At 58.4% G+C, this 25709-nt stretch carries 25 protein-coding genes and 3 tRNA genes; 12 read left to right on the plus strand and 16 right to left on the minus strand.

The window, feature by feature from the left end; translation table 11 throughout:
- Nucleotides 1-5: 5 nt before the first annotated feature.
- The 8 genes from DDE77_RS11635 to DDE77_RS11670 all read right to left on the minus strand — a co-directional run bounded on the left by DDE77_RS11635 (nt 6) and on the right by DDE77_RS11670 (nt 8716).
- Complete coding sequence (locus DDE77_RS11635; RefSeq protein WP_108397637.1) at nt 6-1157, minus strand: Gfo/Idh/MocA family protein; 1152 nt, start codon at nt 1155-1157, stop codon at nt 6-8.
- Between the two features lie 12 nt (nt 1158-1169).
- Entirely contained in the window at nt 1170-2225 is a 1056-nt protein-coding gene (locus tag DDE77_RS11640; RefSeq protein ID WP_108397638.1) for a sugar phosphate isomerase/epimerase family protein, read from the minus strand.
- A 137-nt stretch (nt 2226-2362) separates the two neighbouring features.
- Nucleotides 2363-3502 carry a Gfo/Idh/MocA family protein gene (locus DDE77_RS11645; RefSeq protein ID WP_108397639.1) on the minus strand — a complete coding sequence of 380 codons (1140 nt, stop codon included), beginning with the start codon at nt 3500-3502 and terminating at the stop codon, nt 2363-2365.
- A 6-nt stretch (nt 3503-3508) separates the two neighbouring features.
- Nucleotides 3509-4258 carry a sugar phosphate isomerase/epimerase family protein gene (locus DDE77_RS11650; RefSeq protein WP_108397640.1) on the minus strand — a complete coding sequence of 250 codons (750 nt, stop codon included), beginning with the start codon at nt 4256-4258 and terminating at the stop codon, nt 3509-3511.
- A gap of 161 nt (nt 4259-4419) precedes the next feature.
- On the minus strand, nt 4420-5502 hold the full coding sequence (locus DDE77_RS11655) for an ABC transporter ATP-binding protein (RefSeq protein WP_108397641.1): 1083 nt from the start codon (nt 5500-5502) through the stop codon (nt 4420-4422).
- 4 nt (nt 5503-5506) lie between these two features.
- Nucleotides 5507-6409: a carbohydrate ABC transporter permease gene (locus tag DDE77_RS11660; protein ID WP_108397642.1), complete on the minus strand. Its 903-nt coding sequence runs from the start codon at nt 6407-6409 to the stop codon at nt 5507-5509.
- Nucleotides 6410-6418: 9 nt separating this feature from the next.
- A complete protein-coding gene (locus tag DDE77_RS11665) occupies nt 6419-7246 on the minus strand; it encodes a carbohydrate ABC transporter permease (RefSeq protein WP_245895233.1) in 828 nt (275 codons plus the stop codon).
- A gap of 225 nt (nt 7247-7471) precedes the next feature.
- The gene (locus DDE77_RS11670) at nt 7472-8716 is read right to left on the minus strand and encodes an ABC transporter substrate-binding protein (protein WP_170116513.1); all 1245 of its coding nucleotides are present in this window, start codon (nt 8714-8716) and stop codon (nt 7472-7474) included.
- A gap of 222 nt (nt 8717-8938) precedes the next feature.
- On the opposite strand from DDE77_RS11670, the gene DDE77_RS11675 reads away from it, so the two are divergent.
- Both DDE77_RS11675 and DDE77_RS11680 read left to right on the plus strand, forming a co-directional pair.
- Nucleotides 8939-9985: a LacI family DNA-binding transcriptional regulator gene (locus DDE77_RS11675; RefSeq protein WP_210204382.1), complete on the plus strand. Its 1047-nt coding sequence runs from the start codon at nt 8939-8941 to the stop codon at nt 9983-9985.
- A 62-nt stretch (nt 9986-10047) separates the two neighbouring features.
- Nucleotides 10048-10124 (plus strand) — tRNA-Arg (locus tag DDE77_RS11680).
- Nucleotides 10125-10154: 30 nt separating this feature from the next.
- Here DDE77_RS11680 and DDE77_RS11685 read toward each other — a convergent pair.
- Nucleotides 10155-10790, minus strand: a complete 636-nt coding sequence (locus tag DDE77_RS11685; protein ID WP_245895199.1) for an arylesterase — start codon at nt 10788-10790, stop codon at nt 10155-10157.
- Nucleotides 10791-10851: 61 nt separating this feature from the next.
- Here DDE77_RS11685 and DDE77_RS11690 point away from each other — a divergent pair, with 61 nt between their 5' ends.
- Both DDE77_RS11690 and DDE77_RS11695 read left to right on the plus strand, forming a co-directional pair.
- Nucleotides 10852-11556 carry an ABC transporter ATP-binding protein gene (locus DDE77_RS11690; protein ID WP_108397645.1) on the plus strand — a complete coding sequence of 235 codons (705 nt, stop codon included), beginning with the start codon at nt 10852-10854 and terminating at the stop codon, nt 11554-11556.
- Nucleotides 11553-14093, plus strand: coding sequence for an ABC transporter permease (locus DDE77_RS11695; RefSeq protein ID WP_108397646.1), 2541 nt, complete (start codon nt 11553-11555; stop codon nt 14091-14093). The genes DDE77_RS11690 and DDE77_RS11695 overlap by 4 nt, the downstream gene beginning before the upstream one ends.
- A gap of 3 nt (nt 14094-14096) precedes the next feature.
- Here the strand turns inward: DDE77_RS11695 and DDE77_RS11700 are convergent, their stop codons facing one another.
- Entirely contained in the window at nt 14097-14462 is a 366-nt protein-coding gene (locus DDE77_RS11700; protein ID WP_108397647.1) for an ArsR/SmtB family transcription factor, read from the minus strand.
- Nucleotides 14463-14593: 131 nt separating this feature from the next.
- Between DDE77_RS11700 and trhA the strand changes: the two genes are divergently transcribed.
- Nucleotides 14594-15277, plus strand: coding sequence for a PAQR family membrane homeostasis protein TrhA (trhA, locus tag DDE77_RS11705; protein WP_108397648.1), 684 nt, complete (start codon nt 14594-14596; stop codon nt 15275-15277).
- Here trhA and DDE77_RS11710 read toward each other — a convergent pair.
- Nucleotides 15274-15750: a DUF192 domain-containing protein gene (locus tag DDE77_RS11710; protein WP_108397649.1), complete on the minus strand. Its 477-nt coding sequence runs from the start codon at nt 15748-15750 to the stop codon at nt 15274-15276. The genes trhA and DDE77_RS11710 overlap by 4 nt on opposite strands.
- Before the next feature lie 9 nt (nt 15751-15759).
- On the minus strand, nt 15760-16338 hold the full coding sequence (locus DDE77_RS11715; RefSeq protein ID WP_245895201.1) for a cold-shock protein: 579 nt from the start codon (nt 16336-16338) through the stop codon (nt 15760-15762).
- Between the two features lie 213 nt (nt 16339-16551).
- On the opposite strand from DDE77_RS11715, the gene DDE77_RS11720 reads away from it, so the two are divergent.
- The 7 genes from DDE77_RS11720 (at nt 16552) to DDE77_RS11750 (ending at nt 19938) form a co-directional block, all read left to right on the plus strand.
- On the plus strand, nt 16552-16968 hold the full coding sequence (locus tag DDE77_RS11720; protein ID WP_108397651.1) for a VOC family protein: 417 nt from the start codon (nt 16552-16554) through the stop codon (nt 16966-16968).
- A 131-nt stretch (nt 16969-17099) separates the two neighbouring features.
- Nucleotides 17100-17576, plus strand: a complete 477-nt coding sequence (locus DDE77_RS11725; RefSeq protein ID WP_108397652.1) for a YcbK family protein — start codon at nt 17100-17102, stop codon at nt 17574-17576.
- Nucleotides 17577-17647: 71 nt separating this feature from the next.
- Nucleotides 17648-17722: transfer RNA gene (locus DDE77_RS11730), tRNA-Glu, on the plus strand.
- 48 nt (nt 17723-17770) lie between these two features.
- Nucleotides 17771-17845: transfer RNA gene (locus DDE77_RS11735), tRNA-Glu, on the plus strand.
- Nucleotides 17846-17951: 106 nt separating this feature from the next.
- Nucleotides 17952-18536 carry a sigma-70 family RNA polymerase sigma factor gene (locus tag DDE77_RS11740; protein ID WP_157959800.1) on the plus strand — a complete coding sequence of 195 codons (585 nt, stop codon included), beginning with the start codon at nt 17952-17954 and terminating at the stop codon, nt 18534-18536.
- Nucleotides 18533-19177, plus strand: a complete 645-nt coding sequence (locus DDE77_RS11745) for a ChrR family anti-sigma-E factor (protein ID WP_108397654.1) — start codon at nt 18533-18535, stop codon at nt 19175-19177. Before DDE77_RS11740 ends, DDE77_RS11745 begins: the two co-directional genes overlap by 4 nt.
- On the plus strand, nt 19174-19938 hold the full coding sequence (locus DDE77_RS11750; RefSeq protein ID WP_108397655.1) for an SDR family NAD(P)-dependent oxidoreductase: 765 nt from the start codon (nt 19174-19176) through the stop codon (nt 19936-19938). Before DDE77_RS11745 ends, DDE77_RS11750 begins: the two co-directional genes overlap by 4 nt.
- 3 nt (nt 19939-19941) lie before the next feature.
- On the opposite strand, the gene DDE77_RS11755 is transcribed toward DDE77_RS11750, so the two are convergent.
- From DDE77_RS11755 to DDE77_RS11770, 4 genes are all read right to left on the minus strand, one after another.
- Nucleotides 19942-21177 (minus strand): SAM-dependent methyltransferase, encoded by a 1236-nt coding sequence (locus DDE77_RS11755; RefSeq protein WP_245895202.1) that lies wholly within the window; start codon nt 21175-21177, stop codon nt 19942-19944.
- A gap of 189 nt (nt 21178-21366) precedes the next feature.
- The gene (recJ, locus tag DDE77_RS11760; protein ID WP_108397657.1) at nt 21367-23157 is read right to left on the minus strand and encodes a single-stranded-DNA-specific exonuclease RecJ; all 1791 of its coding nucleotides are present in this window, start codon (nt 23155-23157) and stop codon (nt 21367-21369) included.
- 44 nt (nt 23158-23201) lie between these two features.
- Nucleotides 23202-24188: a class II fructose-bisphosphatase gene (glpX, locus tag DDE77_RS11765; protein ID WP_108397658.1), complete on the minus strand. Its 987-nt coding sequence runs from the start codon at nt 24186-24188 to the stop codon at nt 23202-23204.
- A 34-nt stretch (nt 24189-24222) separates the two neighbouring features.
- On the minus strand, nt 24223-25563 hold the full coding sequence (locus DDE77_RS11770) for a homoserine dehydrogenase (RefSeq protein WP_245895235.1): 1341 nt from the start codon (nt 25561-25563) through the stop codon (nt 24223-24225).
- Nucleotides 25564-25709: the final 146 nt, after the last annotated feature.

Below are 25709 nucleotides of genomic sequence, written 5' to 3' on the forward strand. Positions count from 1 at the left end.
CAAGCCTAGACCTCGCTGAGCTTGGTCCATTTGCCGTCGTTCCTGCTCGATTCAACTGACGCGATGATAAACTGCATGCCCTCAACGCCATCGGCGAGAGTTGGCAGCAAGCCTTCATACTCAGCGCCCTCGCCGCGGATTACGGCAGCGAACTGGGAATACAAGGTGGCGAACGCTTCCAGATATCCTTCCGGATGCCCCGAGGGAATGCGTATGTTCATGGTGGAAGCTGCATTTCCGGAAATCGCGCCGCCTCGGGTCAGCAACTGCCTGGGCTTACCGAATTCGGTGAACCACATGTAGTTGGGATTGTCCTGGCGCCATTCGAGCCCGCCCTTGTCGCCATAAACGCGCAACTGCAAGCCGTTCTCGCAGCCAACCGCGACCTGGCTGGCCCAGAGCATCCCCTTCGCGCCACCTTCGAAGCGCAGCATGATGTGGACGTTATCGTCGAGTTGACGGCCTTCCACGAAGCTGTCGAGGTCAGCAGAGACGGAGTCCGTCTTCAAGCAGGTTACGAAGCGTGCCAGATTGTAGGCGTGGGTCCCAATGTCACCGATAGCTCCGCCTGCGCCTGAGCGGGCCGGATCCGTGCGCCAGGAGGCCTGCTTGTTCTCTTCAGTAGTGGCTTCGGTGAGCCAATCCTGCGGATATTCGGCCTGAACTACGCGAATATTGCCCAAGGCACCAGACGCAACGAGTTCACGCGCCTGGCGGATCAGCGGATAGCCCGTATAGTTGTGCGTGAGGAGGAACTTGGCGCCGTTCTTGGGCTGAATGGAAGCGAGCTTGCGCGCATCTTCCAGCGTCGAGGTGAGCGGCTTGTCGCAGATCACGTGAATGCCAGCTTCGAGGAAAGCCTTGGCGGGGCCGTAGTGCATGTGATTGGGTGTGACGATCGACACCGCTTCGATGCCGTCGGGACGCGCTGCTTCTGCCTGCGCCATTTCCTCGTACGATGTATAGATGCGGTCTTCGGCCAAGCCGATGTTGCGGCCGGACTCCTTGGCGACTTCTGGACGAGACGACAGCGCCCCCGCAACCAAATCATAATCACCATCGATGCGGGCAGCGATGCGGTGAACATAGCCGATAAAGGCTCCCGTGCCGCCGCCAACCATACCCAGGCGAATGCGCCTTGCGCCAGCTTCTGCCATTTTCGTTGCTCCTTAGCTCAGACCGAGGATTTTGCGGTTGGCAGCCAGATCGGTACCGGATGAGGCAAAATCGTCGAAGGCGTGTTCCGTCACACGAATGATGTGGTTCTTGATGAACTCAGCGCCTTCGCGTGCACCATCTTCGGGGTGCTTGATAGCGCATTCCCATTCCAGCACGGCCCAGCCGGCAAAGTCGTACTGCGCCATCTTGGAGAAAATGGAGGCGAAATCTACCTGGCCATCACCGAGCGAGCGGAAGCGCCCTGCCCGGTTGATCCAGCTCTGATAGCCCGAATAGACGCCCTGGCGGCCGGTCGGGTTGAACTCGGCATCCTTGACGTGGAACATCTTGATCCGCTCATGGTAGATGTCGATGTAGTCGAGATAGTCGAGCTGCTGCAGCACGAAGTGGCTGGGATCATAAAGCAGATTGGCGCGGGGATGATTGTTCACCCGCTCAAGGAACATCTCGTAGGTGATGCCGTCGTGCAGGTCTTCGCCCGGGTGGATTTCGTAACAGAGGTCTACGCCATTTTCGTCCATGGCATTGAGGATCGGCGTCCAGCGACGGGCCAGTTCATCGAAGGCTTCCTCGATCAGGCCGGCCGGGCGCTGAGGGAACGGATAAAGGAACGGCCAGGCGAGCGCGCCCGAGAAGGTCGCATGTTCGGTAAGACCCAAATTCTGCGATGCCTTTGCGGCCCAATGAAGCTGCTGCACAGCCCATTCCTGGCGCGCCTTAGGATTACCATGGACCGAAGCCGGCGCGAAACCATCCAGCATTGTGTCGTAAACAGGATGGGCAGCAACAAGCTGGCCCTGCAAATGGGTTGATAGCTCGGTAATTTCCAAGCCGTGCTTGGCAACGATGCCCTCGAGCTCATCGGCGTAGGTCTTTGACGTAGCCGCTTTTTCAAGATCGATCAGGCTGCCGACCCATGTGGGAATCTGCACACCCTTGTAGCCGTAATTGGCCGCCCAACCACAAATCGCATCGAGTGAATTGAATGGTGCTGCGTCGCCGGCGAACTGCGCCAGGAAAATAGCGGGCCCTTTGATGGTGCGCATGAATTGCTCCTCTGTAACGCTTTACGCGCCTTGTATTTGCTGGTTCGGACAGAAACAGGCGGCGAAGGCCGCCGCCGGCTTCCCATTCATCATACTTTTGACTGGCAGATGGGGCCTGTCAATGAGGTACGCACCTCTTACTTCAGTAGCGCCTGAGCATCCTCTGGTGTTAGAGGCAGCGGCCGCTCGCAAGTGGTGGAGAGCGTCAGCACCTGACCGCTCTCACCCGCCTTGAGCAGGCTCGTCATGACGTCAACGGCATGCAGCGCAACATCCAGGCCACACCGAGCGCGATAACCAGCGTCGATCGACTGCATCATGTCAGCGAGGCCAGCCGTGCGGTAATTGGCACGCGGAGTGGGCTTGTCGAGATCCTGATTGGCTTTCCCGAAGGGGTGATTCCATGGCGTAACGGTTTGGCGCTCCCCATTAAGGCCTGCCGTTACCAGATCACCGCCAAAGAAGTTCGGATCTGGCACGAAGATGGATCCATCCGTGCCATAGAGCTCAATGTTATGGTGTCCGTGAGCCGCAACGTCCCAGCTGGCGCCGATGGTGATGATGGCGCCCGAAACGAATTCCAGCACACCATGGATCGTGGTGGGAGTACCAACCTTGACGAAGGTGCCCTTGTAGGGGCCCTCGGCTGTCACCTCACGTTCCGTGCGCGCCATGTTGGTGAAGGCCGAGAGGCGCTTCACCGGGCCAAGCAGGTGAATTAGCTCGGTTACGTAGTAAGGGCCAAGATCAAGGATCGGCCCCGCACCTGGCTGGAAGAAGAATTCGGGATTTGGGTGCCAATGTTCCATGCCCCGGCTCATCACGTGCGTTGTACCGCTCATGATCTTGCCTAGCTGGCCGCTATCGATGATCTGGCGAGCCTGCTGATGAGCGCCGCCGAGGAATGTATCTGGAGCGCTGCCGACACGAAGGCCCCGATCGTCGGCTGCCTTCTTGAGCGCCATGCCTTCTTCGAGGGAAAGCACGAAAGGCTTTTCGGAATAGGCGTGCTTACCGGCCGAGATGATGTCCATCGAGACTGAATAATGCGTAGCTGGGATCGTCAAGTTGACGATCACGTCCAGTTCGCTGTTCTTAAGCAGTTCGTCGGGTGTTTGAGCCTTAACGCCAAACTCCTCAGCCCGCTTTCGGGCAGCCGCGGGAACGATGTCTGCAACGGCGCGAACCTCAAGGCCCTTGAACAGCGGAGCGAGCCGCAAATAGGCGCCCGAAATATTGCCGGCACCCATGATGCCGACGCCAAATGTCTTGGTCATCTGATCTTACTTCCAGTTCTTGGCGGCAGCGATCGAGCGGGTGGCAAAACGCACCGCATCAGATGGCTTGTCGTGTTCGGCAACGAAGTACTGAGCCTTGGTCTTGCTCTGCACCTTGGTGATTAGGTCATCCCAGTTCAGGACGCCCTGCCCCACGTCAGCCCAACCGTCTTCGTCGGCTGCTTCCCCCGCTGGAGCAATGTCTTTGACGTGAACAGCGGTAATACGGTCACCATACTTCTCGAACCATGCTACGGGGTCTGCATTGCCACGCGCGATCCAAGCAACGTCTGCTTCCCACTCGATGCTTGGCGCTGTTTCGAGGATGATCTCCATGGGCGTACGGCCCGAGGTCGTTGCCTTGAACTCGAAGTCATGGTTGTGCCAGCCGAAGCCGTAACCTTCCTTCGTGTATGTCTCGCCAGCCTTGGCGAGCATCTCAGCTAGTTCCAGCCATTTGGACTCGTCTTCGCTGCGGCCTTCAGGTCCGATATGAGGGCAGTAGATGCGCTTGATGCCAAGGGTTTCGGCGGTTTTGAGGGTCGTTTCCACATCCTGCACCTGAGCGGGACCGAAATGGCCGGTCGGCATGGTGAGGCCATTTTTCTGAAGTTCGGCGGCAAGGCCGGCTGCGTCGGCATAAAGCCCGCCATAACCTTCTACCTGCGTGTAGCCCAGCGAACTCAACTTGGCGAGAAAGTCAGGCAGCGATGGCACGTTACGGGCGCTGTAGAGCTGGAATGACAGTTCAGTCATTTGGGCCTCTTGAAATGTAGATGATTGGACGTCGCATCACGTAGATGCGTTGATATCTGATAGCGGGCGATGAATCTGGCGGGGTGAGCAGACGCAGCAGCCGAAAAGTAAGAAGGAAGAGAGATGCCGGGCACCACAATGCCCGGCTGTATCATTGCATGTTAGACCCGGTTCGTCGTTTCGGCATTGAACAGTGAGCCGCGGGCCGGATCGAAACCAACGAACAATTTCTGTCCAACGGTCAGCACAACATCGCTGTCGGCACGGAACGTAACGGAATGGCCGGCGATCTTTGTCCAGGCGAGGGTATCCGAGCCCATGGGCTCGACGATTTCGATCTCGACTTCGGTGCTGAAGGGCATGCGCTGAGCGTCTTCGCCGAGCACGATGTGCTCGGGGCGAACGCCAAGCACAGCCTTGATCTGGCCCGAGGACGGAGCAGTGAACTTGTAGTTCCCGACAGGGATCACGGTACCATCTTCTGCCGTGAAGCTGGTGCCGCTCAGGGTTCCCTGCAGGAAGTTCATCGATGGTGAGCCGATGAAGCCAGCTACGTAAAGATTGACTGGATTGTTGTAGATTGTGTGGGGATCGCTCAGCTGCTGGATTTCGCCGTTCTTCATGATGGCGATGCGGTCAGCCAGGGTCAGAGCTTCAATCTGATCGTGGGTCACGTAGATCATGGTGTTCTTGAGCCGCTGATGGAGCCGCTTGATCTCGACGCGCAGATCCGAGCGGAGCTTGGCGTCAAGGTTCGATAATGGCTCGTCGAACAGGAAGACGTCCACATCGCGCACCAAGGCACGACCAATGGCGACACGCTGGCGCTGGCCGCCGGACAAATTGGCCGGCTTACGCTGCAGGAAGGGCTCAAGCTGGAGGATTTCGGCAGCCCGCTTGACGCGGGCGTTGACTTCTTCCTTAGCCATGCCCGCCACACGCAGACCGAACGACAGGTTCTTCTCGACTGTCATCTGCGGGTAAAGCGCATAGGACTGGAACACCATGCCGATGCCACGGTCCTTGGGCTCAGCCCACGTAACGTTCTTGCCGCCGATGAATATCTGCCCGCCGGAGACGTCAAGCAGACCGGCGATGCAGTTCAGAAGGGTGGACTTGCCGCATCCTGAAGGTCCCAGCAGAACGATGAACTCGCCCTGCCCGACTTCGAGATTGAGATTGCGCAGCACCTGCACGTTGCCGAAATTGAGGGACACGTCCCGGATGGAAACACTGCTTTGCATTGGTTTAACCCTTCACCGCGCCAGCGGCGATGCCGCGCACGAACCATTTGCCGGAAACGAAGTAGACGATCAGCGGTACAGCTGCAGTCAGGATCGTGGCGGCCATGTTGACGTTGTATTCCCGCACGCCTTGCGTGGAGTTGACGATGTTGTTGAGCTGCACCGTCATGGGATAGTTCTGGGTGCCGGCGAAGACCACGCCGAACAGGAAGTCGTTCCAGATACCGGTGACCTGCAGGATAATCGCCACCGCAAAGATCGGCAGCGACATCGGCACCATGATTTGGAAGAAAATCCGCCAGAAACCAGCACCATCAACACGAGCAGCCTTGAACAATTCCTGTGGCAAAGACGCAAAGTAGTTGCGGAACAGGAGCACCAGGATGGGCATGCCGAAAACGGTGTGCACAAGGATAACAGCCCAAAGCGTGCCGAAGATCTTGAGCTGCGCCGTAATCATCACCATGGGATAGAGCATCACCTGATAGGGGATGAACGAGCCCAGCAGCAGGCAGGTGAAGAAGAACTCGGAACCCTTAAAGCGCCAATTGACGAGAGCGTAACCGCTCACTGCTGCAACCAGTACTGAAATGATTGTGGACGGCACAGTGATCTTGACCGAGTTCCAGAAACCGGGGGCAAGACCATTACAGGTCAGGCCGGTACAGGCGCTGGTCCAGGCTTTGACCCACGGCTCTATCGTGATGATTTCGAGCGGCGGAGCGAAGATATTGCCCAGCCGAATCTCCGGCAGCCCCTTGAGTGACGTTGTAATCATCACATAGAGCGGCAGAAGGTAGTACATGGCGGCAACAATGATGATGCCGTAGATGATGATACGCTTAGGGTTGAACCCCTTGCTTGGACGAGGCCCGGAGGGCTCGCCGACCGCTGAAACATTGGCCATGAGTTCCTCCTAATGAGCCTTCTTGGGACCGAATTCGATGATCATCCACGGGATAAGGATGACGAAAACGGCTAGCAGCATGACCGTGGAAGCAGCCAGGGCCTGCCCCAGATTGCCGGCGGTGAACATGTAGTTGATGACGTACTTGGCAGGCACTTCCGAGGAGAGGCCGGGACCGCCATTTGTTAGCGCCACGACGAGGTCATAGGTGCGGACGATGCCTGAACCAACGATGACGAGGGTTGTCACTATGACCCCGCGCATCATGGGAAGTACGATCTGAAGATAGGTGCGCCAGGTTGGAATGCCGTCAACGCGGGCAGCCTTCCAGATTTCCCCGTCAATGCTGCGCAAACCGGCAAGCATCAACACCATCACGAACCCCGTGCCATGCCATGTGCCCGCTATCAGCAGAGCATAGAGCACCATGTCAGTGTTGGTGATCCAGTCAAAGGTAAAGCTGGTCCAGCCCAAGCCGCGGATGGTGGACTGAAGGCCCAAGGTTGGGTTCATGATCCACTGCCAGACAAGACCGGTCACGATGCCGGACAGGGCGAATGGATACAGGAAAATGGTCCGGAAACCGTCTTCGAAGCGGAGCTTCTGGTCCATCAGCACCGCAAGCAGAAAGCCGACGACCATTGTGAAGACAAGGGAGAAGATGCCGTAGGTAAGAAGATTCGTTGCCGAAATCTTCCAGCGCCGGGCAGAGAACAGGCGCTCATACTGAGCCCAGCCCACGAAATCACCGTTCGGCAAGGAACGTGAGTCGGTGAACGAAAACCAGACGCTCCACAGCGTACAGCCGATGAACACGATCAGGACAATCGCCACCATGGGTGACGCGGCGATCTTGGCCGTAATATTCCTGACAAAAATATTGTATAGCAGACCAGGTGGCTTATCTGCTTCCACCGGCCGACTCACAGCGCCGGAGCGCCCAATGTCGGTCATTGCGCTTCCTTTGAAGAATACATGCGCCAGATGGGCAGTTGCTCACCGCCAACTTAAACGCGAATTGGGGGCCGCCGAAGCGGCCCCCGTGTTTTTCAAGCCTATGGCTTAGTCGGCCGACTCGATGATCGCAGCGTACTCTTCGATGTAGTCATCAACCGAGTAGCTCTTGTCAGCGAAGAATTCCTGGTTGAGGTCGTCCAGCTGCTGCTGGGTGTCGCTCGAGTTCAGGGTTTCGCCGGATGGCAGCAGGCCTTCTGGGCTTTCCAGAATGGTGATAGCCTTCTTCATGCAATCGTTTGCTGTGGACAGGTCGATGTCCGTACGGATCGGCATGGAGCCCTTCTTCAGGTTGAATGCAACCTGGGCTTCCTTGCTGACCAGCAGCTTGGCAAGGGTGGTCTGCGCATCGAGCACGTCCTGCGCGGTGCCTTCTGGCAGCACGGGGAAGTAGAAGGCGTCGCCGCCACCTTCGATGCGGTCAGTCAGGCCCAGGCCCGGCAAGCAGTCGTATTCGACCCCCGGAGTTGCACCAGCAACTGCAAATTCACCCTGGATCCAGTCGCCGTGGATGTTGCCAGCAGCTTCGCCAGCAAGCAGCTGGTTCGCCACGTCGCCGAACTGCGGCACGACTTCAGCAGGATCCACCACGTCGCGCAGAGCTGCCCAAGCTTCGGCAACCTTGCGGAATTCGGGGCTACGGACGGCCTCTGCGTCATGATCCTTGTTGATCTTCATGTAGAGATCAGGACCACCAACGTCGGCCAGCAGAACGCCCGGAATACCGTTCAATGCCCAGCCAGCAGCCAGACCGAAGGGAACCACACCAGCTTCACGCAGGGCAGGCCAGGAAGCTACGTATTCGTTCCAATCCTTCGGAACGGGCTGACCAATCTTTTCGTAAGCGCCGGTCGAGAGCCAGAGCCAGTGCCACGAGTGGATGTTGACCGGCACGCAGTAAATCTTGCCGTCATAGGTGCAAGCATCGAACAGGCCTGGATCGGCGTAGAAGTCCTTCCAGCCCTCTTCTTCAGCAAGCGGGGTCAGGTCACGAATGAGACCGGCCTGAATGAGACCTTCCGCATCGCGGCCGGTGTTCATCTGGGTGGCACCCATAGGGTCGCCGCCAAGGATGCGGCTGATGATAACCGGGTTTGCACCGGTGCCCGAGCCAGCCAGGGCGCTATCCACCCAGGTATTGCCGGTTTCGTTGAACAGGCGAGCGAATTCGGCAACAGCGGCCGACTCACCGCCAGAAGTCCACCAGTGGGTGACTTCAAGTTCTGCTGCCATAGCAGCGGTCGAGCTCATCATGGCAGCAGCCATCGCGGCCACTACGGTAAACTTTTTCATATATATGTCCTCCCAACGATCACCTGGAGCGAATTGCTCCCGCGAAGCGGCCAGCTGCAAGGTTGCCTTCTTGTGAAGCATCCCGAGCTAGCTGCATGTAATCGATTGCAAGACGATCGTCGAAAAATCTATGCAATCGATTGCATTACTTTCACCTAGCTCTTGCGGGCCTGTCAAGATCGTTTTAGACAGAAGGTGCAACTAAGGGTTAAGGGGGCGCTGTTGGAGCGGGAAACAGCCGAGAAAGCGCCAACAATCCAAGACGTTGCGCGAATTGCACAGGTCTCTGCAGCAACAGTTAGCCGGGCTCTGTCGCGGCCTGAACGAGTCACAGACGCGACCCGCAACAGGGTGTCCGAGGCTGTTCGGATCACCGGATATACGCTGAACCAATCTGCGCGTTCGCTCCGCTTGCGAGCAGCTAGAGCCATCCTTGTTGCGCTGCCAGATATCGGCAATCCGTTCTTTTCCACAGTGCTCGATGCCATCGAGCGCGAGGCCGCGCGACGCGGCTATGGCGTTCTGGTCGCAAATAGGTTCGCTCGCGATAACACCGATGCTCTGCGAGATTATTTTCTTTCCAATCGAGCGGACGGGCTCTTGCTGCTGGATGGATCAGTCGATGCCGAGCAATTAGCAGCCTTCACGCGAGCGCCAATCAACTTGCCGCTGATCGTGGCGTGTGAGTCAATTCCCGGCGCTCCTTTTCACACCGTCATCACCGACAATTTCTACGCCGCAAAACAGGCTGCGCTCTATTTGCTGCAGTCTGGACATACCCGAATCGGACACATTAAAGGCCCGAAAGGAAATGTTCTAAGCAGCGAAAGAGAGGCGGGCTTCCTCGCCGGTCTGGCGAGCGCTAGCGCCGAGAGAAGGGAAGATTGGATGTTTACCGGTGGGTTCAGCATGGATGATGGCGCCCGGGCAGCCAAAGCCCTGATCGCGCTCAAGATTCGCCCGACGGCGGTCTTTGCGGCCAACGACGAAGCCGCGATTGGCTTTATATCTGAGATCAGCCGCCTCGGTCTCAAATGCCCGGACGATGTATCCGTGATGGGGTTCGATGATCTTGAGATTGCAGCCCATTTTCAGCCTCCGCTGACTACGATGCGGCAGCCGCGCGAGGCAGTCGGGCGCCTAGCGGCGGAGGCGTTGATCGATCTTATTGAAGGTGCCCCAGGCAAGATCGTGCCAAAGCAGTTTGTCCTGAGCTCCGAACTGATTGTCCGCAAAAGCACGGCCCCTCCCCCCAGCTTGCGATCATGACTGATTTTGCAAAAGCCGGTTCCCTTCCCGCCAAAATGCGCTAAATAAAAACTGCCTGTGCAGGTCCCGTAGCTCAGCTGGATAGAGCAGCAGCCTTCTAAGCTGTTGGTCGGAGGTTCGAGTCCTCCCGGGATCGCCAGGTGGAATCATGAGGGATCAGCGTGCGCCCTCATTCATCCAGCAATTGCTTGATCATTGGCAGCACGCCTCGGACCATGGTCTGGACCCCGCGCGCGTTTGGGTGAATCCCGTCAGGCTGGTTTAGTGTAGAGTCCAGCGCCACGCCTTCAAGGAAGAAGGGGTAGAGCGGAACGCCGAACTCTGCTGCGAGCGTTGGAAAGGCATGATCGAATTCTTCTACATAATCCTCGCCCAAGCTGGGGCTGGCGCGCATTCCAAGAAGCAGCACCGGGATTTGCTGTTCTTGCAGGCGCACAAGGATAGCGCGCAGGTTTTCGCTCATCTGGGCCGGTGAAAGTCCACGCAACATATCGTTTCCACCGAGACCCAGCAGAACAGCGTCCGGCCTCTCCGATAAACTCCAGTCAATGCGCGCGAGTGCTGCGGCGGATGTATCTCCCGAAACACTAGCGTTGACGATTTTCACCTCGTAGCCATCCGCCTCAAGGCTCTTTTTGAGCTGCGCCGCGAAGGCATCTTGGTCGGGCAAGCCATACCCCGCCATCAGGGAGTCGCCAAAGAGCATCAGCGTCTTAGGGGCCGCTTGCGTCGGAAGAACAGCGCTGGTTAGCATTGCGCCAAAGAGTGTGAATTGCAGTGTCTCACGCAGAATTTTGCCTATCATTGCTTTTCTTTTCCATAGCGCCGCTTAACGTATCGAGCCGCTGCCAAACCAATGAGCCGTTATGGATAGCCCCGTTGTTCAAACCCAACGCATGAACCTGCATTTGCGGTCCGGCAAAACGCCACTTCATATCCTGAAGGATATTGATCTCAGCATCGCTGCCGGCGAAGTAGTTGCTGTGATTGGACCATCGGGAAGCGGCAAAACCTCGCTCCTGATGGTACTGGGCGGGCTGGAAAGCGCTACCGACGGTTCGGTGATTGTAGCGGGAACAAACTTGTCAGGGATGGGCGAGGATGAGCTGGCCGTCTTTAGACGGCAGCATCTTGGCATACTTTTCCAGAACTTTCACCTCATCCCGTCCATGACGGCACTCGAGAATGTGGCGCTAACGCTTGAGATTGCGGAGAGCAAGCAGCTGCCCCGAGAGATCACCGCGCAAGCGGCATCCGCTTTGCAGGCTGTTGGTCTCGGACAAAGACTTGATCATCGGCCCAGCGCGCTTTCAGGTGGGGAACAACAGCGGGTCGGGCTGGCGCGTGCCATTGTCATGCGCCCTAAACTGCTGCTGGCCGATGAGCCTACAGGCAATCTCGATCAGGACACAGGCGCTCGGGTCATCGACATGATGTTCGGCCTCGCACGCGACAATAATACAGCGGTTTTCCTGATCACGCATGATCCGGCGCTCGCCGCAAGGGCAGACCGGGTATTGTTTATGAATCATGGGCAACTCACGTCCTCCAACGCGAGTGTTCCGGTTTGAACAGGACTATCGGATGGTGGCGTGTTGCTCTCATCGACCTGCGGGGGGATGTGCGGCGCTTTGCGGTGCTGCTCGCCTGCCTTGCTCTTGGAGTTGGTGTGATAGCTGCAGTTTCATCTGTGGGCGCCGCCCTAAAGGGAGCAGTTGATCGCGACGCACGGGCGATCCTGGGTGGAGATATGGAGGTGCGCAGCAATGGGCATGATGTGACGCCCGATCAGCGCGCGTTTATTGAGAAGATAGGGCAGACCGTCCGTGTTGTTGATCTGAATACTCGTGCCAATGCGGGCGAGCGCAGCACCTTGCTGAGTTTGCGGGCGGTGGGCCCAAGCTATCCCCTGCTGGGCGCGGTTGAGTTCAAAGCTGATGAGCAGGACTTGAACCTCCTGCTTGCACGTGCGGACGGTCGCCCCGGTGTGGTGATCGACGCTCAAGCTCTGACGCGACTCGGGATTGAAGTAGGAGGCGTCATCGAGATTGGCATCGAAGATTTCGTGGTGCGCGGAAGATTGGAGGCTCTTCCCGACCAAGCCGCGCAAGGTTTTACACTGGGCCTTCCGGCCATCGTTTCGGACACAGCGCTCGCTGATGCAGGTCTCGATCAAAGCGGCTCACTCAGCCGCTACAGCTACAAGATTGTGCTCCCCAACAGTGATGTGGACGCCGCAACAGAGCGTTTGTCCGCAATGTTTCCAGATGCGGATTGGGACATCCGACTACCGCGGGATGCCACAGCTAATCTAGCGCGCTTTTTTGACCTGTTTTCACGCTTCCTCACCTTGGTTGGCTTGTCTTCCCTATTGGTGGGGGGCGTTGGGGTATCCAATGCCGTTACAGCCTATGTCACGGAGCGGCAGGCTTCCATCGCGACGATGCGGAGCTTGGGAGCAACCAGTGCTCGGATCATGGTGCATTTCCTAAGCCAGATCATGGTGCTGAACATCGTTGGCGTGCTGCTGGGCATGGTCCTCGGCGCCTGCACCACTTTGCTGGCGCTTCCTCTGCTTTCCGACATGCTGGCGATAAAGCTTCCACCGTCCATCGACTTACCCTCATTGTTCACTGCGGGTGCATTTGGGCTGCTTATCGGGTTCGCCTTCGCGCTCCTGCCCCTGCGCGGCGCGCAGAAGCTAAAACCGGCGAGCCTGTTTCGTGCTGCAGGAGCACGCGAGCATGGGCTTGGCTGGCGAGAAATAGTCGCGCCACGTACCTCCGGGCCTCTACTCTTAGCTCTTGGCGCGATTGCCGCGCTAGCGAGCTTAACGACGGGTGAGCCACGCCTGGTGCTGTGGTATGCTGCAGGGACAACAGGAGCCTTTTTGCTGCTCCGTTCTGTAACTTGGCTGTTGCAGGCCATGTTACGCGCCCTGCCCCCGGCGCCCAATGCAATTGTTCGGCAGGCAATCAAGGCCGTTTACCGGCCGGGAACCCCTGCTCCAATCGTGGTACTTTCGCTAGGTCTGGGCCTTGCGCTGCTGCTGATGATCACTCTTCTGGATCAAAGCCTGCGTACGCAGATCAATGGGGCTGTAGCAGAGGAAACTCCAAGCTTCATCCTGCTGGATGTGGATCGGGAACAACTGCCGCAGCTTGATGCCTTTGCTGCAGCACGCCCCGACATCACCGAGTTTCAAGCCACTGCAATGTTGCGAGGCGTGATCCAGTCGATTGGCGGGACACAAGCCGATGCGCTAGGGCCAGTGCCGGATGATATTTCATCGATGTTCGAAGGCGATACGACCATGAGCTGGTCGCGCGAGCTACCGGCAGGGTCGATCATCAAAGAGGGTGAGTGGTGGCCTAGCGACTATGTCGGACCGCCTCTTGTGTCACTCAGTACCGAATTGCAGCGCGCGCTTGGGCTCGGACTGGGCGATGAGCTGACCATGTCGGTGGCCGGACGTCCAATTACGGCGACTATAGCAAGCTTTCGGGATATCGACTGGCGCGGAAACGGCCTCAGTTTCCGCATCCTGTTTTCGCCTGGGCTTATCGAAGGCGCTCCGCAGACCTTTATGAGCAGCATCAAGACTGCGCAGGGCTCGGAAGATGCGGTTGAGTTAGCACTGAGCCGCGACTTTCCAACGCTGACTTTCTTGCCGGTAGGCGACGCAATTGCAAGGATATCCTCTCTTCTTTCGAGCCTCGCCAATGCCGTTGCGCTGGTGGGGAGCCTGGCCGTGGTTTCCGGCGTTCTGGTTCTGGCCGGAGCAATGAGCGTGGGGCGCCGGCAGCGAGAGGCAGATGCGGTCGTCATGAAGGTACTTGGCGCGACCCGTTCGGATGTTATCAAGGCGTTTGTTGCCGAATATAGTGTGCTTGGCGCCTTGGCAGCATTAATGGGTGCCGGTCTGGGTACGGCGGGTGCCTGGGCGATCCTGACCTTTGTGCTGGAAATTCCATTTGCCATGAGGTGGAGCACGATTGCGGGCGTCAGCGTAGGTGCTATTGCCATCACGATCGGGACAGGCGTTGTGACCACATGGTCTGCTATGTCGGTGCGACCGGCACAGCAGTTGCGGGCTGAGACATTGTAGCAATCAGAAATCGAATCCGATCTGCGAGGCAGATGGCGCGCTCGTCTTCGGACGAACGGTATTTGCCTGCGCCTCCGTCCGCATCGACTTTGTAGGTTCTGCCTGCTTTACCGAGGCGACAGCCTTGAGCCACGCGCTAGCTGGCTCCAGCCGCTTGACGTGCAGCCGGTACATGTTTTCCCGCCCCGTCTTCTTTTCAGTAATCAGCTTAGCGCGCTTCAGGACACGCAGATGTCGTGAGATGGCGGGACGGCTGATCGTAAAGCTCGACGCCAGAACATGCACGGGTTGTGGGCCTTGGCGAAGGAGTTCGACAATGCGGCACCTTGTAGGATCCGCAAGCGCTTCAAAGATGGAGATGGGCGGCATTGTATGTCCGGTGTTTGGATTAGCCCCTAGTAACGATGGCTTTACAGGTCAATGCCGGCCATCCTGAGCAACGAGTTGTCACCGGAAACGTTGGACATAGGACAGCCCGCCTGACCCAGCAAGGAACCCCGATGACCACCCAACAGCCAAACTATTCCTGGTGGAGCCGCGAACAGCGACCGTACACGAGGCTGGAAATGGTTGTGGACGGCATGGTTCACGTGGTCGGCCTGCTGGTGGCGCTGGTGGCGGGTTCATTCCTGCTCAGCTATGCGATCATGGAAACCGCGCCTGAGGCGGCGCCTGCCCTTACCGTCTACCTCGTGTCGTTCGTTGCGCTGTTCGTTATATCCATGGCTTATAATCTATGGCCAGTTTCGCCGATCAAGATGCACCTTGCCCGTCTTGATCAGGCGGCGATTTTTCTCTTTATCGCGGGCACTTATACCCCGTTCCTGACGCTTATAGGCAACACGCCGGCGGGCATGATCATGACAAGTTTCGTGTGGGGCGCGTCGCTGATCGGCGTTGCGCTAAAGCTTATTGTGCCGGAGCGGTTTGGACGCTTGGCGATAGCGCTTTATCTGGCAATTGGCTGGAGCGGGTTGCTTGTATTCCAGTCACTGTCTCAAACCCTGCCAGACTCCACCCTGATGCTGATCCTGGCAGGCGGTGTGACTTATTCCCTGGGCATCTTCTTCCACCTTTGGGAAAAGCTGCACTTCCAAAATGCGCTGTGGCACATCTTTGTGGTCTGCGGCGCCAGCTTGCACCTCTGGGCCGTGATCGACTGCATGGTCATACAGCGGCTTTAACCGGCAGGTGCGGCCACCCGATCATGATCCATCTTGTCACCCGGCTTGAGCCCAATCTCGACGGAGCGCCCGCCCGGAATCTCCAGCACAAACTGTACCGGCACTTGTGAAGGAATGGACGTTGGATCCTGCGGACGCGCGTTGACGTGGATCGTGTCCACGATTCCGTCTGCTCCAACAAAGATCATGTCCAGTGGGATAAGCGTGTTCTGCATCCAGAACGAGACTTCGCGCTCTTCCTTGAAGTCGAAGAGCATGCCCGCATCGTCTGCGAGCTCGGTCCGGAACATCAAGCCTTGGGCGCGTGTCTCGGCCGTATCCACAACCTCAACATTGAAGCGGTACTCGCCGGTAGCGGTGTGCAGCGTCAATTCATTGTCGGCGGCGTACGCAGTCGCCGTACCTGCTGAGACCAAGGCGATTGTAAAAGCTGCAAAGCAGATGGCCGAGGCCAAACCCTTGGTCGAATACATGAGGTGTTCCTAGTGAGAGGACGGTGCGTCGCCCCAACCCTCTGGCCTGATTTCGGCGACCATAAGGCCCTTAGGGCCGTTTCCATAGCGTACCAGGACAAACTGGCCTGGCCGTAGTTCGGTGATGCCAAAGCGGCGCAGCGTTTCCATGTGGACAAAAATGTCCGGAGTCCCCTCACCAGCTGAAAGGAAGCCGAAGCCGCGAATGCGATTGAACCATTTCACCTCGAGCCGCACCATTCCCGATGTTGGCTCAACCACAACATGTGTGCGGGGTGGAGGAAGCTGCGACGGATGACGGGCTGTCGACTCGTCCATGGAAACGATCCGGAACGCCTGCAAACCACCGGGGCGGTTCAGCGCCTCGACAACGATTCGGGCGCCCTCATAAGCTGTCTGATAGCCGTCCCGGCGCAGGCACGTTACGTGCAAAAGCACATCTGGCATGCCGTTGTCAGGTACAATGAAGCCGAACCCCTTGCCCGCGTCGAACCATTTGATGGATCCGGAGATTTCAATCGTATCGAAGCACGCGTCCTTGCTGCCGTCAGCACTGGGAGCGGCAGCCGCTTCACGCGCTTGGCTCATCGGCTCGTCGCCATCTCCGCCTAATTTGGCCCCCATCTACTTTCAAGCCCTTTTACTCGACCCGCCGCCGCGAGCTACTGCACACCATTGTTGCACTCTGTCCGATTCAGGCTGCGTTGTTAAGCATGTCTTAGCAATTTGTTGCAGGCGCGGCAGGTTGTCCGCAGGGGCGCACCTTGCTAGGCCAAGCGTGACAACACCCGGAGAACAGCAATGAAATATCTGCACACAATGGTGCGCGTGACCGACATCGATGCAAGCCTGCGCTTTTACTGCGAGGGGCTGGGCCTTGAAGAAGTCAAGCGCACCGACAACGAGAAAGGCCGCTACACGCTGATCTTCCTGCGCGCGCCGGGCGATCAGGGCGGTGAAGTGGAACTCACCTATAACTGGGATCCCGAAACCTATGGAGAGGGCCGGAACTTCGGGCATCTGGCCTATCGGGTAAAGGACATCTACGCGCTTTGCCAGCACCTCAGTGACATGGGCGTGGTGATCAACCGGCCACCGCGCGACGGGCACATGGCTTTTGTCCGATCACCCGACAATATTTCCATCGAGCTCATTCAGGACGGCACCCTGCCCCCGCAGGAGCCTTGGGTCTCCATGCCAAATACCGGCAAGTGGTAAGAAGCTCTGACTAACTGTTCGCTAACCGTAGCGCTTAGGCGCCGGTTAGCGAAACGGATCGTATTTTAGCGATCTCTCGAAATTGGTCCCGTGTGTTGCTCCAGGGCAACATAGGTTGATCGGAGATCGCCATGATCACAGCACTTCGCACCCTCGCCACTGCCGGCATTTGCCTCACCATGCTTTCGGCATGCGTACCCATGGCCATGTTTGCCAATTCCAGTGGCGCAGCTTACGCGGGCAAACGCAACGATTGGGGCACGATCGTAGCGAGTCGCGAGGTGAATGCCTTTTGCATCTCTCCCAAGCTGCGATTCTTGATCTGGGAATTCGAAGGGCATTTTGGCCGCAAGGTAATCATGCACTCGGGCTATCGGGACCGGCAGCATAATACGGCCGCAGGCGGCGCGGACAATTCTTATCATACCAAATGCATGGCAGCCGACTTCTACATTCCGGGCGTAGACAAGCGGGAACTGATTGCCTTTGCCATGCGGACCAGCAGTGTCGGAGGACTCGGGTGCTATCCAGGTCGGCCGTTCATTCATGTCGATGTGCGGGACCGTCCGCGCGGGTATAATCGCCCCGTGACATTCTCCGGCTGTTAAAAAAACAAAGGAATAGCGCGAAGGGGGTTGCACAACTTCCCAGCCCCAACTATACGACCACCAGCGCTTAGGCGCCCTTCGTCTATCGGTTAGGACGGCACCCTTTCACGGTGCAGAGAGGGGTTCGATTCCCCTAGGGCGTACCATTCCTTTCTTCTCGGGAATGAAGTAAATAGGCGTTATTCCTCTGGTCCGCGCCCATCGTCTATCGGTTAGGACGGCACCCTCTCACGGTGCAGAGCGGGGTTCGATTCCCCGTGGGCGTACCAAGGACTGCTTCTATACATTGCTTTGGGGCTTGCTTCTGTTGATGGTTGCCGTTTTTGCTGCGCAAGACGGCTGACATGCGCAAAGCAGTCGATGTATGCGGTAGCAATGAGCGATCAGCAAAGCGGCCAGCCGCTATATCCATCAGAGGCGATTAATCCGAACGAGCTGCTCGTGCGGATTGCCGAGAATCAAGACCGAATGGCGCTTGCCGAGTTGTTCAATCTGTTCGGACCTCGCGTGAAATCGATGATGCTGAAACTGGGGACCAGTGACGCCCTGGCTGAAGATCTGGTCCAGGAAACGTTTTTGTCCGTATGGCGAAAGGCGGCGCTCTTCTCCAGCCAGCGCGGTGCCGCCAGTACGTGGATATTCACAATCGCCCGCAATTTGCGAATCGACCAGCTCCGCCGACAGTCCAACAAGCCGTACGATGACCTGGCGGAAATGGATCTTGCCAGCGACATGCCGATCGGGAGCTTTCTGGTTGAGCAAAGCCAAGTAATCGACCGTGTTGCTGCTGCCTTGAAGAACCTGTCGCCGGAACAGCAGGAGGTGGTCCGGCTGAGCTTTATACATGATCTGCCGCATGCAGAGATTGCCGTGCGAGTTGGTATCCCTCTTGGGACGGTCAAATCCCGACTGCGCCTAGCATATGAACGGCTCCGGCCCATGCTGGAGGATCTGCAATGACCGTAAAGCACCATCCCGACATCTCAACGCTGATGGCGTTCAGCGCTGGAACGCTGGACGAGCCGTATACCACTGTTATTGCCACGCACCTTGCCATGTCTGAGCAAGGGCGGGAGATCATGCACAGACTCAACGCGATTGGTGGCGCCTTGCTTGAGAGCGAGCCGGAAGCTGAAATCAAAGAGGGTGCTGTTGATCGGCTGCTTGGCTCTTTAACCGGAGAGGGGGTCCAGCCCCTGCCCCATCGCGAGCCTGCCTCCGTTCCTGCTCCGTTGCGTCCCTATCTGCCATTGGGCCTTGAAGGGGTGCGGTGGAAGTGGACTGGCCCGGGTGTCGCTGCGGCGGACCTGGCCGTTGGCAAGGATGGGAAATCCAGACTGATGCTGATGCGGGTTGCCGGCGGGCGCAGTGTGCCGGAGCATAGTCATGGCGGACAGGAACTCACGCTGATCCTGCGGGGCGCCTACAGGGATCGCTTTGGTGTGTTCGAGGTCGGCGATATTTCGGACCATGATGAGGATGTGGAGCATCAGCCTATTGCGGAACCTGGCGAGGACTGCATTTGTCTTGTTGCCGTGAACGCGCCGCTAAGCTTCCGTAGCCGTTTGGTGCGGGCGCTACAGCCGCTGTTCGGACTGTGACGCTCCAGCCTGGCGTGGCCTGGATCATTGGCGGTGGCTCGGGGATAGGGGCTGCTGTTGCGCGGCTGCTTGCTGAACAGGGGTGGATTGTCGCCATATCGGGGCGTCGGAGCGACAAGCTGGCGGAGGTAGCGGCTCGCAACGACGGTATCCGGACCTACCGGCTAGACGTGACGGATAAAGAAGCGGTCCAAGCGACCATACAGCGAATTGTGCGTGAGTTGGGGCGCATTGACCTCTTCATCTTTGGCGCTGTTGCCTCGCAGCCTATGGAAGCAGGCGACTACGATTTTACGCCGTTCCAAGCTATCGTGGATACGAATTTTCTGAGTCTGGTGCGTGCCGCCAATCCGGTGATCGCGCAGATGGAGCGACAGGGTGGCGGGCACTTCGCGGCGATCGCTTCCGTCGCAGGCTATTTCGGGTTGCCGCGTGCGGCTGCGTATTCGTCCACCAAGGCGGCCATGATCAGCCTGCTTGAAACGATGCGCACCGAACTAGCGGCGCGGAACATCAAGGTTCGGATGATCGCGCCCGGATTTGTGAAGTCGGAGCTGACCGACAGAAACGAATTCCAGATGCCGTTCCTGATGGAAACGGACGAGGCCGCGCGACGGATCGTTGATCGCTTGACCCGGACCGATGCCTTCGAGATCGCTTTTCCCCGGCGGATGGTCTGGACCATGAAAGCTCTGCGCCTGCTGCCTTATCCTCTCTTTTTCCGGATAACGGACATGATGCTGCGCAGAAGCGGGAAGTGAGTTTTATTCGGGTCGGCGATATTGATAAATACCGACATCGATGCAGCCTTCGGCAAAGCCGGCTTCGCAGTAGCTGAGATAGTAGACCCATTTACGCCTGAAGTTTTCATCGTATCCAAGCGGAGCGATCACGGGCCAGCGCTCCAGGAAGCGTTCGCGCCACAGGCGGAGCGTTTTGGCATAGGATAGGCCGAAGTTTTCGACGTTCTCGAGTACGAGGCCGTACTTTTCGCCAAACTCGCGCATCACGGTTTTGGTCAGGAGCATTCCGCCGGGGAAGATATAGCGCTGGATGAAATCCGGTCCGCTCCTATAACCATCAAAATCGCGTTCAGCGATAGTAATAGCCTGGATGGCAGCGGTACCGCCGGGCTTGAGCCGATCATGAATGGTCTGGAAATAGCTCGGCCAGTTCTCTTCACCCACTGCCTCGATCATCTCGATGGATGCGATGTGGTCAAACTGCCCCTCGGTGTGACGGTAGTCCTCGAACACCAGCTTGGCGAAATTGTCTAGTCCTTGGCGGGACATGCGTTCTCGGGCAAAGCGGAGTTGCTCGGCCGAAAGAGTTATGCCGCGCAGATTGGCCTTGTACTCGCGAGCCACTGTCTCGGCGAAGCCGCCCCAGCCGCAGCCGATTTCAAGAACGGTTGAACCTTCGGTGATTCCGGCCATGTCGGCGACACGACGGTACTTGGTGCGTTGTGCATCTTCTAGGCTCTGGTCGCCAGACTGGAACAGGGCCGAGGAATAGGTCATGGAAGGGTCGAGCCACTGACCATAGAAGTCATTGCCGAGGTCATAATGCTCGGCGATGTTCTTTCTGGAGCCTTCCAGCGTGTTGCGGCGGGACAAATGATACTGCAGATCGGCAGCTGCCTTGCGGAAGAACCCGGGATTGGCCTTGTCGAGTGTGTCGCGGTTCTGCAGGAAGAAGCGGATCAGCCCCGTAAGGTCGTCGACCTCGATGTCGCCGTTCATATAAGCCGCGGCAAATCCGACAGTGCCCCGCTGCATGGCTTCGCTCAGGACGCGGAAATTCTTGAGACGCAGAGTTGCGTGTTGGCCAGTGGACGGGTTGCCGATCGTGCGCGTGCGGCCATTAGGCAGGATCACCGTAACGCTGCCGTGCTGGGGCTGGCCCAGCAATTTCATCCCGGCAAATTCGAGGGTCCAGGAGGCAAAACGAGTCCATAGCGTAACGCCGGTAATGGTCTCTTCTACTACGGTTTTATTCATGGGGCTGCAGAGTCCAGCTATTCGCCTGAAGCGTCGTGGGCACACCCTTGAGCCACAAAAACAGCGCTTTCCAATGTATGCCCAGCGCCACTTTAACTGCCATAAAGCGAGATGCAAGCTGCACTTTTGGCCGTTTTGAGTCGATCGGGCGCGCAGAAATAGCGTCCACCTGTCAAAAATTCGGTTCCCTCAAGTGCTTGGTTTAGCCAAGTCGGTCAGGCGAAATTGCACCTGTTCCCGTCCTTGATAGTGGTCGATGGAAAGTGAGCCAGCGAAGTGGAAGGCGCTATCGGGGTTCCGGAGCAAGGCTTGGCCAATGGGAGTATTGGCAGCGCGGAAAGCGATGGCTTTCAGACGCGCGCCATCTTCCGAGGTAAGCGTGAAGCTCACGTGCCCGCCTTTTCCAACGATTTGGACGAACTTCGCGCGGTGTGCCGGAAAGGCAAAGATTGGAAGCGGATTCCCTGAGCCATAGGGTCCTGCCCGCTCAAGATCATGTACAAGATCAAGGGTTGCTCCACGTGCGGTTAACGCCGCATCGATCGGCAGGGCTGTTTTGGCTCGAGCCGAGCTGACCTGATTCAGCAAAGCATCTCCTAGAAAGGTTCTGAATGGCCCCAATTGCCCAGGCTTGATGGTGACGCCAGCAGCCATGGCATGGCCGCCGCCCTTGGCAATCAGCCCCCGTTCTACGGCCTCGATGACGGCACGACCGAGGTCTACGCCGGGCATGGACCGGCCTGAGCCGGTGCCGGTGCCATCGGGATGCAACGCAATGGCGAAGACCGGCCGTTCGAAGCGCTCGCGCAGCCTTGCGGCGATCAGACCGGCAACGCCGGGGTGCCAATTCGCCGAGGCAAGGACCAGAACGGGCGGCCCCTCCCCCGATCCGATTTCGAGCTCCGCAACCGCGGCGGCTTCCTCCACCGCCTCCACCTCAATGCGCTGCCGCTCGGCATTGAGCTCGTCCAGACGCGCGGCTATGGCAAGCGCATGGTGCTCGTTGTCGACCGTCAGGAGCTCGGTTCCCAGTGCGGCATTGCCGATACGTCCGCCAGCGTTGATGCGAGGCCCAATCAGGAAGCCAAGGTGGTACGGGTTGATCGGCCCTGACAGGCGCGCTGCCAGCGCCAACGCCTGTATGCCGTGATTGTCGCCGCGGCGGGCAATCTCAAGGCCGCGCACCACGAAGGCACGATTCAGGCCGACCAGGGGAACCACGTCACAGATGGTGGCGAGCGCAACCAGATCGAGCAGCTTGAGCAGATCTGGCAGGCCCGGAACATTCTGCTGCCGGAGTGCGCGGTTCACGGCCACCATGACCATGAAGGTCACCCCTGCAGCGCATAGATAGCCAAGGCCTGATATGTCATCCGCACGGTTGGGATTCACCAAGGCATTGGCCTTGGGTAGTTCATGGTCAGACAGGTGATGGTCGATCACCAGGACCTCGGCGCCCCTGCCCCGCGCATAGGCAATGGGATCATCGCTGGTGGTGCCGCAGTCAAGCGTGATGATCAGGCTGGCGCCGCTGTCGATCAGCTTGTCGATGGCCGCATTGTTGGGCCCATAGCCTTCAAAGATGCGATCGGGGATGTGAACCTGCGGTTCGATGCCAAAATGGCGGAGATAGCGCACCATGAGCGCGCAGGAGCAGGCGCCATCAACATCGTAGTCGCCGAAAAGGGCAATTGCCTCATTGTCGACAATGGCGCGGGCAAGGCGGTCGGCCAGTCCATCCATCGCAGTCATGGTGGATGGGTCGGGCATCAGCCCACGTATGGTGGGCTCAAGATATTTTTCGGCGTCGTCCAGGGTCACGCCGCGCGCCGCAATTACGCGGGCCAAAATCTCGGAGATATTGCTGCGCTGGGCGATGGCAGCAGCGGTGCGCCCGGTGGCAATATCGAGTCGATTGGTCCAGGTTCTGCCTGTAAGCGAATGATGGACATCAAGAAAAGGTCTGACGGCGTCCGGCATGCCACAGACCTAGGTGATTTGAATGGAATGGTCGAGAGCGATCATCAACGCGCGTGTTGCGCCTTGATCCAGCGGATAGTCTGGCTCCAGGAGCGCATAACGATCGTGCTGGTCTCGACCGAATTGCGGCGCAGCTTGATGCCGTCCAGCAGCGTGCCGTCGGTTATGCCGGTGGCGGCCACCAGAACGTCGCCCGAGGCGAGTTGGGATACGTCATAAACGCGGTTTGGATCCTTGATACCCATTGAGTACGCCCGTTCGCGCTTCGCCTGAGTATCGAGAATGAGCTTGCCCTGCATCTGCCCGCCTATGCAACGCAGTGCCGCTGCCGCAAGAACGCCCTCCGGGGCGCCACCGGAGCCGAGATAGATATCGATGCCGGTGTCTTCCGTGTTGACCGCGTGAATGACGCCAGCAATGTCTCCGTCGCTGATCAGTTTAACGGCCACACCTGTTGTTCTTAGCTCCTCAATCAAGGCTGCATGACGCGGCCGGTCGAGCACTATGGCGGCAATTTCCGAGAGGGGGACATTTTTGGCCTTGGCGAGTGCCCGGACGTTCTCGCTTGCAGTCCAGTCGATATGCACAGTGCCTGGTGGGTAATCGGCACCGATGGCGATCTTGTGCATGTAGACGTTGCGAGCAACGTTCAGCAGCCCGCCGCGCTCCGCCATGGCGAGGACCACAATGGAATCAGGCTGGTTCTTGGCGCAAAGGGTAACGCCTTCGAGTGGATCAACGGCAATATCGACTTCGGGTCCTGCGCCGGAGCCCACCGCTTCCCCGATAAAGAGGTGTTCGCATTCGTTGGGTTCGCCCTCGCCAATAACGATGCGGCCCGAGATGGCGACGCGAGCAAGCTCGCTTTTCATTGCCATAACGGCCGCCTCGTCGGCAGCCTGCTCGTTCCCCTTGCCGCGCCATTCGGCTGCCGCGATGGCGGCCCGCTCTGTGACGCGGACCAGTTCGAGGGTGAGGGTGCGATGAAGATTGGCAGGGCCTTTTGCGTCTTCGACCTTGCTCAGCTTCATAATACCTCCTCAACTGATCGGCCGGAGGCGGCCGTCAGAGCGTTTCGATCCGGATCAATTGCGGCTCACCAACGATAAACCCATCGGCAGCGATCTGCGCAAGCGATTCACGCACGGACGCTTCCAGAGTCTGCTGGGTAATCATCACCACCGTCCGGGTCGGTGATCCATCAGGCGCAACAGCTTTAGCGCTCAAATCAGACCGCTGAATGACAGAGTCTATCGAAATACCGCGCTCACCCATGCGGGTGGCGATGGCGGCAAGAGCGCCGGGCACGTCCTTGGCGCTGAGGCGGATGTAGTAGCCGCCATCATGGGCGCGCAATGGCGCTTGCCGGTAGGGCAGCAGTTCGTCGCTTGGAACGCCCAAGGGCGGAACACGCGTGCCACGGGCTATATCGAGAATGTCGGAGAGCACCGAGGAAGCGGTGGGCGGGCCGCCGGCGCCTGGACCGGCCAGGAGCAGTTCATGCACGTGGTCGGTTTCGAGCGCCACAGCGTTCATGACGCCGTCCACGCCGGCAATTGCCGAACCCTTCGGAACGAAAGTGGGGTGCACGCGCTGCTCGATTCCGTCTTCGGTGCGCTGGGCAATGCCCAGGAGCTTGATCTTGTAACCCAGTTCCGCTGCGACCTTGATGTCGTGCTGGCTGATGCTGGAAATGCCTTCGACCCGGATCTTGTCGGGCGCGATCTCGTAGCCGAAGCAGAGCGTGGAGAGAATCGAGAGCTTGTGGGCGGTATCGAAACCTTCGACGTCGAAGGTCGGGTCGGCTTCCGCGTATCCGAGCGCCTGCGCATCCTTGAGGCAATCGGCAAAGCTGATGTCCTCATTGCCCATGCGGGTAAGGATGTAATTGCAGGTGCCATTCATGATCCCGAATACCTTGGCGATGCTGGCAGAGCCGAGGCCCTCGCGCAGGGTCTTGATAACGGGGATACCGCCGGCGACGGCGGCTTCGAAACCAAGTTGAGCGCCTGATTCCTCGGCCATCTTTGCGAGGGCCACGCCATGCTTGGCCAGCAAGGCCTTGTTGGCAGTGACTACTGGGCGACCCATCTCAAGAGCTGCCTTGACGGCTGCAAATGCAGGGCCGTCCTCGCCACCGATTAGTTCAACGAAGAGGTCAATGCCTTCGGACTTGGCGAGGGCCACCGGATCATCGAACCAATCCAGGCCTGAGATATCGATGCCGCGGTCGCGGGAGCGGGATCGGGCGGCAACGGCGGTGACGACAAGCTGGCGGCCAAGCTTCTTGGTGAGTTCGGGCCCATCTTTTTGCAGGATGCGCACAAGGGTTGCCCCGACATTGCCCAGGCCTGCCACGCCAACGCGCAAGGGGGCATGGGTTTCGCCATCGTCGAAATCCTGCATGGCCCGAAGGATGCGCGTGCGGGTATCGGAGCGGGGCTCGCGCCCTTCGCGCAGGTCAAAGACGAACAGCGGATCGCCCGCAACAGTGCGGCCGAACCGGGTGGGCGTCCAGCCGCGCGCGGAGATAAAAGATTCAACGGCCTGGC

This window comes from Devosia submarina, assembly GCF_003056345.1.
In the GTDB taxonomy this organism is placed as follows: domain Bacteria; phylum Pseudomonadota; class Alphaproteobacteria; order Rhizobiales; family Devosiaceae; genus Devosia; species Devosia submarina.

Bases quoted from the DNA above. Each gene is read 5' to 3' on its own strand.
- DDE77_RS11635 (WP_108397637.1), bottom strand. From the start codon at position 1,157: ATGGCAGAAGCTGGCGCAAGGCGCATTCGCCTGGGTATGGTTGGCGGC.
- DDE77_RS11640 (WP_108397638.1), bottom strand. From the start codon at position 2,225: ATGCGCACCATCAAAGGGCCCGCTATTTTCCTGGCGCAGTTCGCCGGC.
- DDE77_RS11645 (WP_108397639.1), bottom strand. From the start codon at position 3,502: ATGACCAAGACATTTGGCGTCGGCATCATGGGTGCCGGCAATATTTCG.
- DDE77_RS11650 (WP_108397640.1), bottom strand. From the start codon at position 4,258: ATGACTGAACTGTCATTCCAGCTCTACAGCGCCCGTAACGTGCCATCG.
- DDE77_RS11655 (WP_108397641.1), bottom strand. From the start codon at position 5,502: ATGCAAAGCAGTGTTTCCATCCGGGACGTGTCCCTCAATTTCGGCAAC.
- DDE77_RS11660 (WP_108397642.1), bottom strand. From the start codon at position 6,409: ATGGCCAATGTTTCAGCGGTCGGCGAGCCCTCCGGGCCTCGTCCAAGC.
- DDE77_RS11665 (WP_245895233.1), bottom strand. From the start codon at position 7,246: ATGGTGGCGATTGTCCTGATCGTGTTCATCGGCTGTACGCTGTGGAGC.
- DDE77_RS11670 (WP_170116513.1), bottom strand. From the start codon at position 8,716: ATGAAAAAGTTTACCGTAGTGGCCGCGATGGCTGCTGCCATGATGAGC.
- DDE77_RS11685 (WP_245895199.1), bottom strand. From the start codon at position 10,790: ATGATAGGCAAAATTCTGCGTGAGACACTGCAATTCACACTCTTTGGC.
- DDE77_RS11690 (WP_108397645.1), top strand. From the start codon at position 10,852: ATGGATAGCCCCGTTGTTCAAACCCAACGCATGAACCTGCATTTGCGG.
- DDE77_RS11700 (WP_108397647.1), bottom strand. From the start codon at position 14,462: ATGCCGCCCATCTCCATCTTTGAAGCGCTTGCGGATCCTACAAGGTGC.
- trhA (WP_108397648.1), top strand. From the start codon at position 14,594: ATGACCACCCAACAGCCAAACTATTCCTGGTGGAGCCGCGAACAGCGA.
- DDE77_RS11710 (WP_108397649.1), bottom strand. From the start codon at position 15,750: ATGTATTCGACCAAGGGTTTGGCCTCGGCCATCTGCTTTGCAGCTTTT.
- DDE77_RS11715 (WP_245895201.1), bottom strand. From the start codon at position 16,338: ATGAGCCAAGCGCGTGAAGCGGCTGCCGCTCCCAGTGCTGACGGCAGC.
- DDE77_RS11720 (WP_108397651.1), top strand. From the start codon at position 16,552: ATGAAATATCTGCACACAATGGTGCGCGTGACCGACATCGATGCAAGC.
- DDE77_RS11725 (WP_108397652.1), top strand. From the start codon at position 17,100: ATGATCACAGCACTTCGCACCCTCGCCACTGCCGGCATTTGCCTCACC.
- DDE77_RS11740 (WP_157959800.1), top strand. From the start codon at position 17,952: ATGAGCGATCAGCAAAGCGGCCAGCCGCTATATCCATCAGAGGCGATT.
- DDE77_RS11745 (WP_108397654.1), top strand. From the start codon at position 18,533: ATGACCGTAAAGCACCATCCCGACATCTCAACGCTGATGGCGTTCAGC.
- DDE77_RS11755 (WP_245895202.1), bottom strand. From the start codon at position 21,177: ATGAATAAAACCGTAGTAGAAGAGACCATTACCGGCGTTACGCTATGG.
- recJ (WP_108397657.1), bottom strand. From the start codon at position 23,157: ATGCCGGACGCCGTCAGACCTTTTCTTGATGTCCATCATTCGCTTACA.
- glpX (WP_108397658.1), bottom strand. From the start codon at position 24,188: ATGAAGCTGAGCAAGGTCGAAGACGCAAAAGGCCCTGCCAATCTTCAT.
- DDE77_RS11770 (WP_245895235.1), bottom strand. From the start codon at position 25,563: ATGCAGGATTTCGACGATGGCGAAACCCATGCCCCCTTGCGCGTTGGC.